At 46.2% G+C, this 15,619-nt stretch carries 14 protein-coding genes; 4 read left to right on the top strand and 10 right to left on the bottom strand.

Annotation, left to right across the window (positions count from 1 at the left end; translation table 11 throughout):
* Positions 1 to 102: 102 nt before the first annotated feature.
* Together MCG98_RS11925 and MCG98_RS11920 are read right to left on the bottom strand one after the other, a co-directional pair.
* Positions 103 to 1,119, bottom strand: coding sequence for a GGDEF domain-containing protein (locus tag MCG98_RS11925; RefSeq protein WP_240302187.1), 1,017 nt, complete (start codon positions 1,117 to 1,119; stop codon positions 103 to 105).
* Positions 1,120 to 1,330: 211 nt separating this feature from the next.
* Positions 1,331 to 2,143: a C39 family peptidase gene (locus MCG98_RS11920; protein WP_240302186.1), complete on the bottom strand. Its 813-nt coding sequence runs from the start codon at positions 2,141 to 2,143 to the stop codon at positions 1,331 to 1,333.
* Positions 2,144 to 2,309: 166 nt separating this feature from the next.
* Here MCG98_RS11920 and MCG98_RS11915 point away from each other — a divergent pair, with 166 nt between their 5' ends.
* Complete coding sequence (locus tag MCG98_RS11915) at positions 2,310 to 3,275, top strand: DnaJ C-terminal domain-containing protein (protein ID WP_275891331.1); 966 nt, start codon at positions 2,310 to 2,312, stop codon at positions 3,273 to 3,275.
* Positions 3,276 to 3,291: 16 nt separating this feature from the next.
* Here the strand turns inward: MCG98_RS11915 and MCG98_RS11910 are convergent, their stop codons facing one another.
* Complete coding sequence (locus tag MCG98_RS11910) at positions 3,292 to 4,554, bottom strand: MFS transporter (protein ID WP_240302185.1); 1,263 nt, start codon at positions 4,552 to 4,554, stop codon at positions 3,292 to 3,294.
* Positions 4,555 to 4,682: 128 nt separating this feature from the next.
* Between MCG98_RS11910 and MCG98_RS11905 the strand changes: the two genes are divergently transcribed.
* A complete protein-coding gene (locus MCG98_RS11905; protein WP_240302184.1) occupies positions 4,683 to 5,474 on the top strand; it encodes an SDR family oxidoreductase in 792 nt (263 codons plus the stop codon).
* A gap of 29 nt (positions 5,475 to 5,503) precedes the next feature.
* Here the strand turns inward: MCG98_RS11905 and MCG98_RS11900 are convergent, their stop codons facing one another.
* The 7 genes from MCG98_RS11900 to MCG98_RS11870 all read right to left on the bottom strand — a co-directional run bounded on the left by MCG98_RS11900 (position 5,504) and on the right by MCG98_RS11870 (position 13,750).
* Positions 5,504 to 7,627, bottom strand: coding sequence for a hypothetical protein (locus MCG98_RS11900; RefSeq protein ID WP_240302183.1), 2,124 nt, complete (start codon positions 7,625 to 7,627; stop codon positions 5,504 to 5,506).
* Between the two features lie 31 nt (positions 7,628 to 7,658).
* Complete coding sequence (locus tag MCG98_RS11895) at positions 7,659 to 9,977, bottom strand: ABC transporter permease (protein WP_240302182.1); 2,319 nt, start codon at positions 9,975 to 9,977, stop codon at positions 7,659 to 7,661.
* Between the two features lie 14 nt (positions 9,978 to 9,991).
* Positions 9,992 to 10,690: an ABC transporter ATP-binding protein gene (locus MCG98_RS11890; RefSeq protein ID WP_240302181.1), complete on the bottom strand. Its 699-nt coding sequence runs from the start codon at positions 10,688 to 10,690 to the stop codon at positions 9,992 to 9,994.
* Positions 10,691 to 10,845: 155 nt separating this feature from the next.
* Entirely contained in the window at positions 10,846 to 12,033 is a 1,188-nt protein-coding gene (locus tag MCG98_RS11885) for a HAMP domain-containing sensor histidine kinase (protein WP_240302180.1), read from the bottom strand.
* Entirely contained in the window at positions 12,027 to 12,710 is a 684-nt protein-coding gene (locus tag MCG98_RS11880) for a response regulator transcription factor (RefSeq protein WP_240302179.1), read from the bottom strand. Before MCG98_RS11880 ends, MCG98_RS11885 begins: the two co-directional genes overlap by 7 nt.
* Before the next feature lie 36 nt (positions 12,711 to 12,746).
* Entirely contained in the window at positions 12,747 to 13,058 is a 312-nt protein-coding gene (locus tag MCG98_RS11875; RefSeq protein WP_240302178.1) for a hypothetical protein, read from the bottom strand.
* A gap of 107 nt (positions 13,059 to 13,165) precedes the next feature.
* Entirely contained in the window at positions 13,166 to 13,750 is a 585-nt protein-coding gene (locus MCG98_RS11870; RefSeq protein ID WP_240302177.1) for a TetR/AcrR family transcriptional regulator, read from the bottom strand.
* Between the two features lie 142 nt (positions 13,751 to 13,892).
* Between MCG98_RS11870 and MCG98_RS11865 the strand changes: the two genes are divergently transcribed.
* A complete protein-coding gene (locus MCG98_RS11865; RefSeq protein WP_240302176.1) occupies positions 13,893 to 14,498 on the top strand; it encodes a glycerol-3-phosphate acyltransferase in 606 nt (201 codons plus the stop codon).
* A complete protein-coding gene (locus tag MCG98_RS11860; protein ID WP_240302175.1) occupies positions 14,495 to 15,613 on the top strand; it encodes a glycosyltransferase in 1,119 nt (372 codons plus the stop codon). Before MCG98_RS11865 ends, MCG98_RS11860 begins: the two co-directional genes overlap by 4 nt.
* Positions 15,614 to 15,619: the final 6 nt, after the last annotated feature.

Raw genomic sequence — 15,619 nt, 5'->3', positions numbered from 1 at the left:
TTATATCATTTCCGGATAAGCCAAACAAACACATTTTCACGCATCAAAAAGGATGGCTTACAAGACCATCCTCTCATCAGTCTGACATAGGGATCACACCGGTTATTTTTCTTTTGGATTCAGCGGATAACTGCTGTACAGCATCAGATGGTCTACCGGACCTTCATGGCTTTCATAATATGCGCTGCGGATACGGCCTGATATCATTTCCACATTAGCTGCATTGGCATCTGTAACCATAACAAGATACTGATTGCTGCTGTACTGTGTGAATACATCTCCTACCCTGAGGTTTTTCTGGATTCCTATCCCCAGGACTCCCATCTCTTTATCGCGTTCTTCTAAAGCGAGAAAACTATTATTTTTATCCAGCAGCGTAAACAATATAAGATATACATCTCTCTGTATTCTTCTCATTCGGCGCAGCTCCAGCTGATAAATCCCCTTAAATGTCTCATACCCCTGGCAATATGCACCTTCGGTCATTTTACGTTCACCCATCTCCGCCGCTATCAGGTTCATATCCAGCTGAATGCCTTCAAGCTCCATTATACACTCCTCATATCTTCTTGTGTTTTTCGCATTTCTGCTTTGCTTTTTTTCTACGATCTTCTGATCTGCGAAATCAAATATTTCTTTGTAGCTGATTCTATCTGCGCTTTTTGCCCATGCTATAGTCATAGACAGTTTCACCACAAGCTTATTTTTTAAATAGATCGTTCTGAAACGTTCACTCAGCTGCGTGCAGATATTTTCTGCTGTTTTCTCCGAATGGTTTCCAAAAAGGAATACAACAAATTCATCCCCGCCTGTCCTGCCTATCAGACTATCCCTCGGATACATCTTTTTCAGTACATCACCTATTTTTTGCAGCAGGCAATCTCCTATAATGTGCCCGTAACGGTCATTCACCTGTTTAAAGTAATCCAGGTCAAAAACAAACATTGTACCTGGCTGCCCGCTTTTCAGATAACTGTTAATGTTCTGTTCTATGGTTCCCCTGTTGTAAAGTCCTGTAAGCCAGTCTATTTCTGCAAGATGCTTAAGTCTGGAGTTTTCCTGCTCCAATTTATATATTGTCTCTATGTATGCCTCATTATTTCCCTTGATCTCCATCATTTACTCCTTACTTGAATCAGAAAACTGGCAATAAGCCGCATACGTTGCCTTCTTCCTGCCTTTCTGAAATATTATTCTATCAGAACAGTTTCAGTCATTCCAGAACCTTCGCAAAACTGGGCGGAAAAACTTCAAAACTGGGGGCAGGCTGCACATGCAAAAAGGCTTCTGCAGCAACCTGTGCTCCAAAAGCCTTAAAACAAACAATCCCCTAATATATGACAACAGCATACTTTCCCACTGCATCATACAGGTACTTCATATCCGGAATCTCCATAACCTGAGTATCACGCAGCGGGTCAAACAGTATAGCCGTATTCTGAGTCAGGTCGTATCCACCCAGTACGATGCAATGTTCATTATTGTACCACTCATAAGTCCTGTCGCCAGCCGTTGAAAAAGCACCTGCAAATTGTGGCTCATCGTAATACATGGTTGACCATATCAGCACCGGATACCCTGCTGCAATGTAAGAATACAGTTCTTCAAACTCCACACCTGTAATATCATAGGCGCTCATCCCTGAATCATGAACTTTCAGGAAACCATTTGCAGTTTCTGTCAGACCTGGTGGGAAGATGCCGGCACCATGGTCTGAATAGGGATCTCCCACATAACCCTCTGCGAAGTTTGTTGTGCTCCTGATCAGGTATTGATCTGCTATTGTCGTTTTTTCTAATTCAAATCCAAGGAATTCCAGTGCCATGGTAAGGGACACGCTTTCACACCCGGTGGGAAGTTCCGGATTCTGAAGGATTGGCTGTATATCAAGTGACGCTACGCCTGGGAGTATGTTTCTTAGCCGGGCAATGCGCTCTTCTGTAGTTTCTTCTGTGGTTTCTTCTGGCATATCATCAGTACGTTCTCCTTCCTCAGACGGCTTCACTGTTTCCTCTCTCTGTCTTTCGTTCTCTGAAGCCTCTCTTTCGGGCTGTGAATGAGAGGTGGTGTTTTTTGAAACTGCTATCACAACCACACAGGCACACAGCAGTGCTGTCTGCCACAATTTTTTAAACCTGTTCATCGTTCATTCTCCTCTAATGTGAATATAGCACCTGTGCTTACTTTCTGGCAAATGTTTTCCTGTGAAATTTCAGTGAATGCTCCTTATTTTTTCTGCTGTTATTGACCATTTTAAAATTGTGTGTTATATTACATATAGAACAACAAAAAAACAAAGTCAGAAGGTGATGATATTGACAAAGAAAGACTATTATGAAACTCTGGGCATTAACAGAGATGCAGATGCGGCTGCAATAAAAAAAGCCTATCGAAAACTTGCAAAGAAATACCATCCGGATACGAATGCGGGGAATGCCCGGGCGGAACAGATGTTTAAAGATGTGACGGAAGCGTATACCATCCTGAGTGATCCGGACAGCAAAAAGCTGTATGACCAGTTTGGACACGCAGCATTTGATGGCAGTGCACCGGATTCCAGTGCATATGACAGTCCGGGTGGCAGTTATCAGGAATATCATTTTGAGGACGGTACGATGGATGATATCTTGAGCGGTCTGTTCGGCAGCAGGTTTCACGGCGGTTCTTCCGAAAATTTCAAGTATCGCGGTTACAGAGGCAGTGATTTTGATTTCCGCAGAAAAGGCGCTGACCTGCACTCAGATGTATTCATCAGTTTTGATGAAGCCGCATTTGGGTGCGATAAAGTGATCCGTCTGCAGGAACCGAACGGTTCCGTCAGATCCCTGAAGATTCACGTTCCGGCAGGTATCGAGACAGGCAAAAGTATTCGTCTGCGCGGAAAGGGGATGCCCGGGACTAACGGCGGAGGAGACGGGGATTTATTGCTGCTGGTGACAGTTGGAGAAAAAAACGGCTATGAGAGAAAGGGAATGGATGTCTATACAACGACAGCGATCCCATTCACAACCGCCGTATTCGGAGGCGAAGTCCGGGTACCGACACTCTATGGAGATGTTATGTGTAAGATACAGGAGGGTACCCAGTCAGGGACAAAGATCAGACTTCGCGGGAAGGGTATTGTCTCTATGAAACAGCCAAATGTCTATGGGGACCAGTACGTCACTGTTCAGATACAGGTTCCTAAAAATCTGAATCATGAAGCAAGACAGAAATTAAAGGAATACGAATCAGTCTCCCAAAACAAAGGGCAGAAACGTACAGGGGCCGCCTAGCTGAAGCAGCAGGCGGCTATTTTCTGCGCCTCCATGTGGGACAGCCTTCGATCGTACAACGGTTTTTCCACCCTGCCGCTATACAGCATGCAGAGATCAGGAGTAAGAAAATGATCCAGAACAGAACCGGCCGGTAGTTGTTCATGATGTCATAGATAAATCCATAGGCCGGAACCAGCAGTATGGACGCCAGGGGAGCGCCCATGGATACCTTGGCATATATCTTTTCGTAATCTTTCTGCCCGTAGAAAGTCAGTGTCAATATGGGTGCCAGAACCATAACACCCGCACTCACCAGTCCATGCATAAATGTCGATATACCAAAGATCAGAAAGCTCTGTGAGCTGAACAGAAATCCCATTGCTGCGATCAGCCCGATTGCGATCACTAAAAAGCAGGTCTTCAGACTCCCTATGCGGTCGCTGATCATACCGATGGCAACGGAACCGATGGAGCTTCCGATCGAGGCAAAGGCCAGTGCCATCCCCGTGGCCTGGGTGGAGTAGCCAAGCATAAGACCATACGTGGGGATGTGCTGAACAAATACACCGACACCGGTAATTGCGATCATAAACACCAGCAGCAGATAGAACGAAATCGAATGCAGCGCAGTTTTTTCATCTATTTCCAGCCGGGGCCCCCGGGCTCCTTTCTCCTGTTCACGCTTTTCTTCGTCTCCGTATGGCTTCATCCCGAGGTCTTTTGGTGAATTGCGCAGCAGTATGATGGCGGACAGGATAATGACGATAAATGTAATGCCTCCCACCATAAAATATGCAGTTCTCCATCCACGTCCTGCAATAACAAAAGATGTGACCGGCTGAAGAATGGCGCCAAACAGACTGACACATGCCATCTGGATGCCCAGCATCAGTCCTACATTTCTGGAAAACCACCGGTTGATCAGGATTGGTCCGAGAAGATTTACCACAATTGCCGCCCCCATGGCCTGAGGTACTGCAAGAAGATACCAGCCATATATATTGTTCATAAGTCCGCATGCGGCAAAGGAAAGAGACTGGAGCGCAGCTCCCGCCAATGCCATCACGCGAATATCATATTGATTGATCAGTTTTCCCGCAAAAGGCAAAAATAGCACCAGTACCACGGATGAGATACTCAAATAAAGCGAGAGGCTTCCGATGCCGACTCCGATATCCTGTGATACCGGCAGTAAAAAGAGTCCGGAAGTCATATTGATGCCGCCTCCTGCGAATCCCCGGATCAATATGATCCCCAGCAAAACATACCATGCATAATGTAATCTTTTTTCTGCCATAATTCCACCTTCCGATTTTTATGTTCTAGTATCTGCGGTCATGTCAGGTTTATGCAGAATTAAAGATGTATAATTTTAGTACATCCGATAAGACTAAAGATAAATTCATAAATAAAAGGTGGTAGAATATGAAAAGACTGCAGAATAAAGTTGCCCTCGTGACCTCAGCTTCAAAGGGAATCGGTCTTGCCTGTGCGTTAAGGCTGGCAGAAGAAGGCGCAAAGGTATATATGGGAGTCCGAAGAATGGAAGACACGCAGAAAATCTGTGATGAATATAAAGATCAGGGCTTCGAGATGATACCCGTATTTTTTGAGGCAATGCAGGAAGAAAGCTATGCTTCCATGATAGATGATGTGATGACACAGGCGGGAAGGCTGGATATTCTCGTCAATAATTTTGGCGTCGGCAGACCCTCTGAGGATCTGGATCTCATCCGCAGCTCAGAAAAAGCATTCTTTGACCTGCTGCATCTGAATCTGGGAAGTGTATACCGCATCTCAAAGCTGGCGATCCCGCACATGATAAAAAACCACCAGGGAAGTATTATCAATATTTCTTCCATCGGCGGTTCTATCCCTGATGTGACAAGAATTGGTTACGGCGTATCCAAAGCCGCCGTCAATAATATCACGCAGCAGATCGCGCTCCAGTATGCACGGGAGAATATCCGCTGCAATGCAGTTCTTCCCGGCCTTACGGCCACAGATGCGGCTATGAATTCCATGCCGGATTCTTTTGTCGCATCCTTTTTGTCACATGTTCCATTGAACCGCATGGGCAAACCGGAAGATATGGCAAATGCCGCTCTGTTTTTTGCCAGTGAGGAATCCTCCTATATCACCGGTCACATCCTGGAGGTAGCAGGCGGCTACGGCCTGGGGACACCTCAGTATGCAGATGTAGTCGGCAGAGCATAATCAGTGCCTGAGGGACTGGAATCTGGAAATCAGGTTCCGATCCCTTCTGTCTCTATCATAAATCTTACACTCCCCCTCTGACCGTCCAGGATTCCGCCGAAGTTATCATACGTGCTATCTGCCTGTTTCACTGCTTTCAGCCGTTCAGAAAGCTCCTTCAGATCATCTCCTGCAAGCTCTTTTAACTGCGCAATGCCCTCCTCATCAAACGTCTCCAGTCCCTCCTTTAAAGCTCTCATACCGTCAGCAAGGGCGCCAAATCCCCCGTTCATGACTGCACCGGAGGATGACAGCTGGCCGGCAGCGCTGCCAAGCTCGCCGGCCCCGGCATAGATCTGTCCGATTCCTTCGTTAAATGCGCGCAGCCCATCGGTAAGCAGGGTGCTGCCTTCCAAGAGTTGTCTGGTTCCGTCTTTCATAGTATCCAGATTGTCGGCCATAGCAGACATACTTTCCGCCATACCTGACATTGCTTTCCCGAAAGTTCCCAGTATTTCCATCTGTTTCTGCATATCAAGTACTACTTCCGTGACTGCACTGGCATCGATGGTAAGATCCGGTATTTCCAACGGTGGTATTCCTGTCAGTTTTGCCCGGACAGCGTCCAGATGTTTCTGCATCCCGGTGGCGGTCCCTCTGAGGTCGACTGCATTTTGAACCCTTGACTTCACGGTTTCTCTGATCTGTGATTTATCAGCGTCCGGCAGATTCAGAGATGCCAAAGCCTCATCCACTGCCTGACCGGCTGCCTCACCTGCCTGGCTTTTTGCCAAGTCTGATGCCTGCTTTTCCAGCGCGTCCAGGTCTGCCTGATTCAGATCATTCAATGCATCATCTACCGCGCTTTGAACCGATTCCCGGTACGCCGCAGCCTGCTGTACAAAAGTTTGTATCTGAGTGAACCCCGTCTGCATGGCGGACAGTGCCTCACCCAGTTTACCGGCATCTGATACCAGAGATGTCAGTGTGCTCTCGATCTCTTTCATGTCCCATCCCGTATTGTCTGTCAGTTTCACCTGCTCAAGGGCTTCGTTCAGGTTTTCCAGTCCCTGCTGGATTGCCGAAGCTCCTGATGCCAGATCACCTTTTTTTTCATCAGCCAGCGCAAGACTTTGCTCCAGCATCTTTGTCCCTTCCGTAAGAGCACTGACTCCATCCATATATTGCTCCAGATAAGACCGGTAGGTATGTATGCCCTCGAAAAGTTCCGCGGCACCATCCACGAGTTCGCCGGAAGCCTTTCCAAGTTCCGTCATATCTTCCGACACACTTTCCAGGTCGTCCAGATCGCTTTCCTCTGCCTCGTCAAACAATCCCGTTGACACAATGGACGCTGTAAAATCCAGTTTGAAATCCGTGACCGCTGCAGTGATTTCAACATATTCCGGCAGGGATATCTCCTCGGTCAGTTCATAGTCTGCCAGTTTCAGACTCTTGGACAGGCCGGGGCAGGCATAACCGATCACCATCATCTGCTCTCCAATGGAGACCACCTTACCATTTTTCACCTGGACATCAGATGCCATGTCTTCCGGGAGAAGTAATGCACTGATGACCGTAAATGGTACCTGTGTCTTCATCTCTCTGCCGTTTATCTCCACCTCTCTGGACGTATGATTCTCGTAGTCAAACCGAATGCGAAGATTCCCACTCATACCGGCAAGTTCCCGGGGTTCCATCTTCTTTCCATTCAGAAAATAACTGATGCTTACAGTTACCGGGAGCTCTTTGCCGCTCTTTCCCTCGTATTGAATATCCTGCCCACGATTGGTCCAATAAAGTGTACCGTCCGGCTCCAGCGTAAATTCTTCATCGCCTTCCGTATTTTTGATATCCGTGAGATTGGAAAAGTCTTTGATTGTTCTGTCACCGCCTCTGTTCTTCAGCAGGGTCTGTACCGTGGTCTCCAGCGCTGTTCCATCTGCACTGGCTTTCGTATAGACTGTCTCGGACTTATCTTCCTCCCCTCCCTCCGTCTGAACGTTTGTAACTCCTTTTTGCTGCCTTTCGTCATCTGCTTCCTGCACTTTGATTACTTCCGTATCCTTTTTCCGGGCCTGTTCACTCCTGCCGCAAGCTGTCAGGCACAGGATCAGAACTGTAGCCAGACTCAATGCGGTATTCAAAAAACGTTTCTTCCGAATCTCTCTCACTGCTATTCCTCCTGCATATGCTGTCACCCTTCTATTCCACATTTTTCAGTGCTTCATCCATAGGAACTTTTCTGACCCTCCTGTATTCCAGCGCAGCAACTGCTCCGTAAGTCACAGTTCCCAGAGCCAGCATCTTAATATAGATCACAGAATCCACATAAAACGGAATCCACCCGCTGATGCTGCTCATCATAATCGCCCGAAACATGAATACCATGATCCAGTATTCGATCGGAAGGCTGATCAGGAGAAACATTACCACTACGATGGATGTGGATACGATATACAGGCGGCTGATTTCGCCGTTTGTATATCCAAGGATCTTTGCCATGGAAATGGACTGGGCGTTCTTTTCGATGATGATCTTTGACAGCAGATAGATCAGTATCATAAACATGATCACAGCAAACGCATCAACCAGAGTCATCATGCTGCCCATGGATACATCCAGCTGCCTCGATATCTTCGTCAGACTTTCCAGATCGATCACGGAAGCGATATATTGATCATCGATATCCGTGATCTCTGTATCGGAAAAATAACCACCAAAATATTCGTCACCCAGTTCAAATGTACGGTTTAAAAGCTTCTGGTCCATAAATACCGCCAGTCCGCCCTGATAATCATAGATTCCTGCCACCTGAAATTCATATACCGTATCCTCGTACGCCTCTTTCAGGCGAATGACGTCACCCTGTTTCACACCGTATTTATCGGAATACGCAGAAGAAATATAGACTCCGGATCCTTTGAATTCCAGCGGGATATACTGACTCCCGGAAGTCAGTCCATAGAGAAGGATCTCTTCACTTTTGTACTGTTCTCCCAGTGTATTCAGGGAATAGACACTGAACTTCTCTGCATCTTCGTTCTCTGTCTCTGTCAGGTACTGAAAATACATCAGGGACATCAGATTTTCCAGCTTGTGATCATCATCCCCGGCGCTCAGGGGAACCTGCAGCAGATACTGGTAATTGCTGAGCAGATTATCTTTAATCTCCTCCTGATAATGATCCAGTACAGACGGAAAGATCAGTCCGAACATCAAAAGCAGATTGGCAAAAAGAATGCCGACAAACAGCACCGCGTAGTTACTCATGTTCTGGAATACAACTCTCAGGCGGAAGCGTGAGAAGAACGGGATCTTAAAACTCAAAGGGACCGCCCGTTTTTGTTTCTTCCGGCTCAGGTCCCGGCGAAGAAACTTGAGTGGTGACAGTGTTAGTTTCCGGCCTAAAACGATCATATTCACAATGGCCATTAAAACCAGGGGAACCGCCGTCGTCAGCAGGAATGCCTCACCGTTCCATTTCGTCACATAGGACGGCAGGCTGTAGCTGCCATAATACATGTTCACACAGATTCCCTTAAATACCGTATATCCCAGCAGATTTCCGACGACGGCGCCGATAACCGTTACAAGAATGGGCATCGCCATGTAATGGCGGAGCAGTTCACTCTTCGTGTAACCGGAGGCACGCAGAGTGCCGATCACATTCGCCTCCCGGCTGATCGTGTTGCTTACGGTTATGCCGAACACAAACGCCATGATCGCAATGACGATGTACAGGAGTGCCAGCATCATTGCCTTGTCGCTCCCCATATCATCTCCGGTAAACTGAATCGCCTGATTGAGGTAACGCGGGACAAAATCCTTCAGCTTTGTTTCGCGGCTCACCACTTTCATCAGATCTTCAGACATTTCCTTCTCGTGTATTTCATCTGCAGGTTCATTCAGATATTTCCAGGAATAGCTGTAAAAGAGTTCCTCCTTCTTAAATTCGGTGAACCCCTGCTGAGCAACGACACCAACCCCAAATTTCACAGAGTCAAACATCGTATCGTTATTATCCGAAAACAGGCAGCTGTAATCGGAAAGAGCAGCCAGTCCTGTCACCTTCCACGAACGTTTTTCGCCGGTGATGGTATCACCCACCACGATGTGGTTGTTGTCCGCATACATACGGTCAATCGCAATCTCATCGTCTGCAGCCGGCATTTTTCCTTCCATCAGGCATATCCTGTTTACCTGTTCACGGTTCTTAAAAATGCGGAGAGTACTGCCGTTTGTCAACGCCTCCTCCGTGTAAAAGTTCTCATAGAGGGTGACCCCGGATGCCTGAATCGTCTTTTTCTGTGCACGGTTTGCTTCCTTTTCCAGCCGAAAATTACCGTCCTCGATATTGTATTTTTCAAAACTCTCCTCGTATGCAATAAGCATGCTGCCGTCTGCCACCAGAAAGCCGGACACGAATCCAATGGATCCCAGTATCAGCAGAAATATGACCAGATATTTTCCGAATTCCCCTCTCAGTTCACGGGGAAGACGTTTTGTCAATGGATTTTTCATCCTCTGCAGCCCCCTTACCAATCCAGATCTTTTGCAGAGATTCTGTTTTCGTTTCGGTAATTCCTGCGGATCATGCCGTCTCTGAGCTGTACGACCCGGTCTGCCATGTTTTTAATTGCATCGTTGTGAGTGACCATAATAACGGTATTGCCGTATCTTTGGTTAACCGCCTCGATCAGCCTGAGAATCTCTTTTGAGGTATGGTAATCCAGCGCTCCTGTCGGCTCATCACACAGCAGAATATCAGGATTCTTCACAATTGCCCTGCCGATTGCCGTCCGCTGCTGCTGTCCCCCGGAAAGCTGATTGGGAAGCTTTCTCTGGTGTTCATACAGTCCCAGCGTATGAAGCAGCTCATCGACATCCAGCGGCTGTTCTCCAAGATAGGCTCCCACTTCTATATTTTCCCGAATCGTCAGATTGGGAATCAGATTGTACATCTGAAAAATATATCCCAGGTGTTTACGCCGGTAGCGTGTCAGCTGCTTTTCTTTCATATCTGCCATACGTTCCCCGTCGATACAGATATCCCCTTCATCGGCACTGTCAATCCCTCCGATGATATTTAAAAGCGTTGATTTGCCTGATCCGGATGGTCCCAGCAGGACACAAAATTCCCCCCGTTCCAGTTCCAGGTCAATTCCTTTTAGCACCTCCACAAGACTGTCACCCAGACCAAACGATTTTTTAATATGGTTGACTGCAAGAAACATATCCCCTCCAGACTGCTTATGGATACTCGGACTCATAAACATTTCATTTTTATTTGTTAGTTTCAGCTAACTAAAGTATAGCATTTATTCCCCGTTAAGTAAATGCGTTTCTTAGACAAAATCCAAAAGGATCCCTTCACAGGAATCCTTTTGGATTATTTATTAAACTGCAGGGTTACAGAGGTCCCCTTATCCAGTATACTCTCCACCTCGATGCTGCCCTCATGCCTTAAGATAATGTCCTTTACCAGAGGAAGTCCCAGACCCGATCCTCCTGTTGCTCGGGAACGGGAACGGTCGACACGGTAAAACGGTTCAAATATATGTTTTAAATCGTCTTCAGCGATACCAATCCCGTTGTCAGCGATATGAATGACAACTGTATCCTCCTCCTCCCAGGAGGCAATGGAAATCGTTCCGCCATTACGGCTGTATTTCACAGCATTTTCTACCAGATTAAACATAGCACGGTAGAGCATGGTACTGCTCCCTTTAAGTTTCATACCATATGAGATTTTAGAAGTAATCATCAGGCGCTTGTCTTCAATCAGATGTGACAGCTCTGTTATGATTTCACCAAACAGATCATCGATGGATACTTCTTCATCCAGTACGTAGCTTTCGTCAGCTGACAAATGGAATAAGTCTTCTACAAGGCAGATCATCCGGCTTGTATTTGTTCTGGTCACTGCCAGCACTTTTTCCATCTGAGGCCTGGAAGGCTGCTCCTCCAGTTCAAGTACCTCCAGCCCTACCTGGATTGTGGTCAGCGGAGTACGAAGTTCATGTGCCGCATTGGCAGAGAAACGCTTTTGCCGTTCAAAAGATTCTGTGACCTTATCCATCATCTCATTAAAAGAATGTGAGAGCTGTCCGATTTCATCTTGTCTGCCATCCGTATCTACGCGCAAAGAAAGATCGCCACCGCTGACTTCCCTGATCGCAGAAGACAAGTCCTGTACCGGTTTGAGGGCGCGTCCAGCCATCAGCCAGGCGGTACCGGTTCCTAAAACAATCACCAGGACAAGTCCCAGTATCCCCCACAGATTAAACTGCTGACTGGCCCTGCTCAGGCTGACTTCAACGCTGTAGCTGGTACCGGTCTGGTTCTCTGCATCACCCGGTTTCTCATCTGTTACGGAAGCTCTCCGCTCTTTTACCGTGAAAGTATTGTGTGCATCAGCATCCGTCTGTGAAACATCTATGAGATCCTTAGGCAGCTGCTGCACAAATATAAGGTCTGCACTGACTAGAAACACAACTGTCAGTGCTACTGCCATACCGGCTGTGACAAGCGCAGACAGAAGCGTCAGCCGTACACGGAGAGACAATTTTTTCAGCATGTTTCTTCCTCCTTATCGATGATATAACCGGCTCCCCGGATGCTCCTGATCATATTGCCGTCTGTATATGATGAAAGTTTACGCCGGATGGTACTGATATAGACTTTGATCTGGTTGGAAAAAGGATCGGCTTCACTGTCCCACACGTGTTCCATCAGTTCTTCCGCGCTGACCGGTCTGCCCATGTTTAACATCAGGTATTCTAATATGGCAAATTCCCGCATGGACAACTCCAGTTGTTTCCCCTCAAAACTGACAGTCTTTGCAATGCTGTCCAGACAAAGGCCGCCCCTGTTAAGGGCAGCTTCCGTCTGAACAAAGGAGCGTCGTAGCAGCGCACGAATGCGGGCTTTTAGCTCTCCAAAATGGAATGGTTTGGTGAGATAGTCATTCGCTCCTGAATCCAGCCCGGCAATCTTATCCGTTATATCAGATCTTGCAGACAGGATCAGGACGCGGAATGACTTTTGCATCAAACGGATGTGCTCCAATACTTTCATACCGTCAAGGCCGGGGAGGTTAAGGTCAAGTACCACCAGGTCATAATCATTAATTTCACACAGTTCCACAGCCTCTGTGCCATCTCCTGCCGAATCTACGGCATATCCGCACTTTCGCAGACCGTAACACAGAGTCTCGCACATATCCTCCTCATCCTCAACAATTAAAAGCCTCATCGAATTTCACACCCTTTTCTTTAAATTCTGTGACCGTTACTCTGCGGCTTCAGCTGTACTGAAATAGACTTTCTCTCCGCCTTCCATGCTCAGATACTGATCACCATTTTCATCTGTTTTGAGTTCAACATCTTCATCCAGCGCAAAATCATTTTCAGCCCCGTCTTCCGTACTGTATGTGTACGTGCTCTCTGTAAACTCAGTGTCTTTCAGTTCTGAATCTTCAATAACAGCAGAATCCGGTTTGGCAGCTGATGCCGAAGGTTCCGCTGCAAACGCGGTAAATGCGGTAAATGCTGTTATGGATGCCAACGTGATCAACCCACCTGCAATTTTGTTTTTCATCATATTGATATTCCTCCTTGAATATTGATTTAAATCTGGTGTTTTCGTGTAACTGTGAGTTCATTATACAAGAAGGACGGTTAAAGTAAGGTTAGAAAATGACTGATTTTTTATGACATTTTGGGCAATTTCCATATGTTTTCCAGTATCTGTTCACAGAGCCCTGCCATGTACTCAACACTTTCTTTCATTCCTCCGGCAAACCAGTTATAGATTACCGTATCGACTGCTCCTTCATACGCGAGCATCTGATAGTACTGTTCTGTTGATGATGCCTGGTAAACTCTGTGAAACAGCAGGACGATGTTTTCAAATCCATTCTGATTCATATTTGCCGCGAACAGCAGTCGGATGGTATTCTCATTTTCTTTAATTTGTGAAAACAGGTCATAATACCACTGGTATGTGTCATCAGCATATCTGCTCTCCTGAATTGATTCCGCTATTGACTGCATCACATTCTGGCACATGTCTGCCAGAGTTTCTTCTTTTGAATGATAATTTCTATAAAAAGACTGTCTTGATACGCCGGATCGTTTTACGAGTTCTGTAATTGTAATCTTTTCAAATGGTTTCTCACTCATCAGATACACGAGTGCCGTCTGAAGGCATTCTCTGGTGAGCTTATTTGCTTCTTCATTTGACAGCTTTTGTATATTTCTGTCTTTTTTTAAAATTTCAAGTACATTTTTCATTAAACTGTCATTTTCCTCCGTCCGACTGTTTCCGTATTGACTATTTTTCGAAAGGGTGTTACATTTGTAACATGTTTATAGCATAAGAGATATGGTGTGTCAATGATAACTTTATCATTCATGTACCGCGGAGGAAAATAACATGAAAAACATCATTCCCGGATATTTTCTTTTTACAGTACTGGGCTATCTTTCCGGAAGCATCCTGTTTGGTAACGTGTTTTCCAGATTTCTGAAAGGAATTGATCTTACAGCAGTATCTGACGATGGAAATCCCGGAACTTTCAATGCATTCAGGTACGGCGGGGCTTTGTGTGGTATCCTCACCCTGCTTGCCGATCTGCTAAAGGGGTATCTGCCGGTAACTGCCTGCAGAAACTTATTAGGAAGCGGATTCCTGTTGTTTGCCTTCGTTATGGCAGCACCGGTTTTCGGCCATGCTTTTTCTGTTTTTAATCATGGAGACGGCGGAAAAGCCATCGCTGTTTCATTCGGTGTACTCCTTGGACTTTTGCCAAAAGCATTTCCACTGGTGGCTCTTGCAGGCTTTTATCTCTTTTTTTCACTGGTGATCCGCTTAACACCACATGCCAAAAGAAGTATTTATGCTTTTCTCGGATTTCTTCTCACCTGTGTTTTGTTCGAGAAACAGCGTTCTGTCATTTGGGGATGTATAATGCTCGCCACTACAGTAATTTATAAACACTGTGTTCCATTTTTTTATCATAATACGAGGATTGATATATGAAAGTATTAATTCTGTCCTGCAATACCGGCGGTGGACACAATTCTGCAGCAGATGCTGTCGCAGAGGAAATCAGGTCTCATGGAGACGAGGCGGTTGTATTGGACTACCTCTGCCTTGCCGGAAAAAAAGTCTCTCATATTGTAGGAAATTCTTATATTCAGATTGTTAAAAAGGTTCCCTTGCTGTTTGGTATCCTTTATCAGCTTGGAATGTTGATCAGCAGGCTTGTACCTAAATCGCCGGTTTATTATCTGAATGGCAAAATGTCAAAATATCTGACAGCGTATCTAAAAGAACATCCCGTTGATGCGATCGTAATGCCGCATCTTTATCCTGCTGAAACGATCACCCATATGAAAAACCACGGAGTGAATTTGCCCGTCACAATTGCTCTGATGACGGATTACACCTGTATTCCATTCTGGGAAGAGACTTCCTGCGACTATTATGTCATTCCGGATGCCAGTTTGAAACAATCCATCTGCAGACGCGGGCTTCCCCCGGAAAAGTTGCTTCCTTTTGGTATCCCGGTCTCCAGGAGGTTCGCCAGTCATGATTCTAAACAGACCGCTCGTCGTAAGCTTGGCCTGGAACCGGATGTCACCTATATACTGCTGGAAGGCGGGAGTATGGGAGCGGGCAATCTTCCGAAATTCACAAAGATGCTGGCATCACTGTGTACCAATGAAAAAATCATAGTGGTCACAGGCAGGGACCGGAAGATGCAGAAAAAGATGGAAGCGGAATTTAAAACCAGTTCCAATATCAGAATCATTGGTTTTACTACACAGATGCATCTTCTGACAAAGGCCTGCGACATCGTATTTACCAAACCAGGCGGACTGACTTCTACTGAAGCAGCAGTTTCAAAAATCCCTGTTGTGCATACCAAACCGATCCCCGGGTGTGAAACAGTAAACAGAAAATTCTTTCTTTCACATGGCATGAGCATCAGCGCTGCTACCCGGAGAAAACAGATCGTGGCAGGCCTGCAATTATTAAAACAACCAGACCGGATTTCTCATATGCTTCATTGTCAGTCGAAGCACAGTCATCCGGATGCGTGTTCTAAAATCTATCACTTTTTAAAGTATACCCTTAGTGAGGAGGAATAAGTTTAC

Source organism: Ruminococcus sp. OA3 (genome assembly GCF_022440845.1).
Taxonomy (GTDB): Bacteria; Bacillota; Clostridia; order Lachnospirales; family Lachnospiraceae; genus Ruminococcus_G.
The sequence above is the reverse complement of the archived record's forward strand: the minus strand, read 5'-3'. Positions and strand labels throughout refer to the sequence as shown.

Bases quoted from the DNA above. Each gene is read 5' to 3' on its own strand.
- MCG98_RS11925 (WP_240302187.1), bottom strand. From the start codon at position 1,119: ATGATGGAGATCAAGGGAAATAATGAGGCATACATAGAGACAATATAT.
- MCG98_RS11920 (WP_240302186.1), bottom strand. From the start codon at position 2,143: ATGAACAGGTTTAAAAAATTGTGGCAGACAGCACTGCTGTGTGCCTGT.
- MCG98_RS11915 (WP_275891331.1), top strand. From the start codon at position 2,310: ATGATATTGACAAAGAAAGACTATTATGAAACTCTGGGCATTAACAGA.
- MCG98_RS11910 (WP_240302185.1), bottom strand. From the start codon at position 4,554: ATGGCAGAAAAAAGATTACATTATGCATGGTATGTTTTGCTGGGGATC.
- MCG98_RS11905 (WP_240302184.1), top strand. From the start codon at position 4,683: ATGAAAAGACTGCAGAATAAAGTTGCCCTCGTGACCTCAGCTTCAAAG.
- MCG98_RS11895 (WP_240302182.1), bottom strand. From the start codon at position 9,977: ATGAAAAATCCATTGACAAAACGTCTTCCCCGTGAACTGAGAGGGGAA.
- MCG98_RS11890 (WP_240302181.1), bottom strand. From the start codon at position 10,690: ATGTTTCTTGCAGTCAACCATATTAAAAAATCGTTTGGTCTGGGTGAC.
- MCG98_RS11885 (WP_240302180.1), bottom strand. From the start codon at position 12,033: ATGCTGAAAAAATTGTCTCTCCGTGTACGGCTGACGCTTCTGTCTGCG.
- MCG98_RS11880 (WP_240302179.1), bottom strand. From the start codon at position 12,710: ATGAGGCTTTTAATTGTTGAGGATGAGGAGGATATGTGCGAGACTCTG.
- MCG98_RS11875 (WP_240302178.1), bottom strand. From the start codon at position 13,058: ATGATGAAAAACAAAATTGCAGGTGGGTTGATCACGTTGGCATCCATA.
- MCG98_RS11870 (WP_240302177.1), bottom strand. From the start codon at position 13,750: ATGAAAAATGTACTTGAAATTTTAAAAAAAGACAGAAATATACAAAAG.
- MCG98_RS11865 (WP_240302176.1), top strand. From the start codon at position 13,893: ATGAAAAACATCATTCCCGGATATTTTCTTTTTACAGTACTGGGCTAT.
- MCG98_RS11860 (WP_240302175.1), top strand. From the start codon at position 14,495: ATGAAAGTATTAATTCTGTCCTGCAATACCGGCGGTGGACACAATTCT.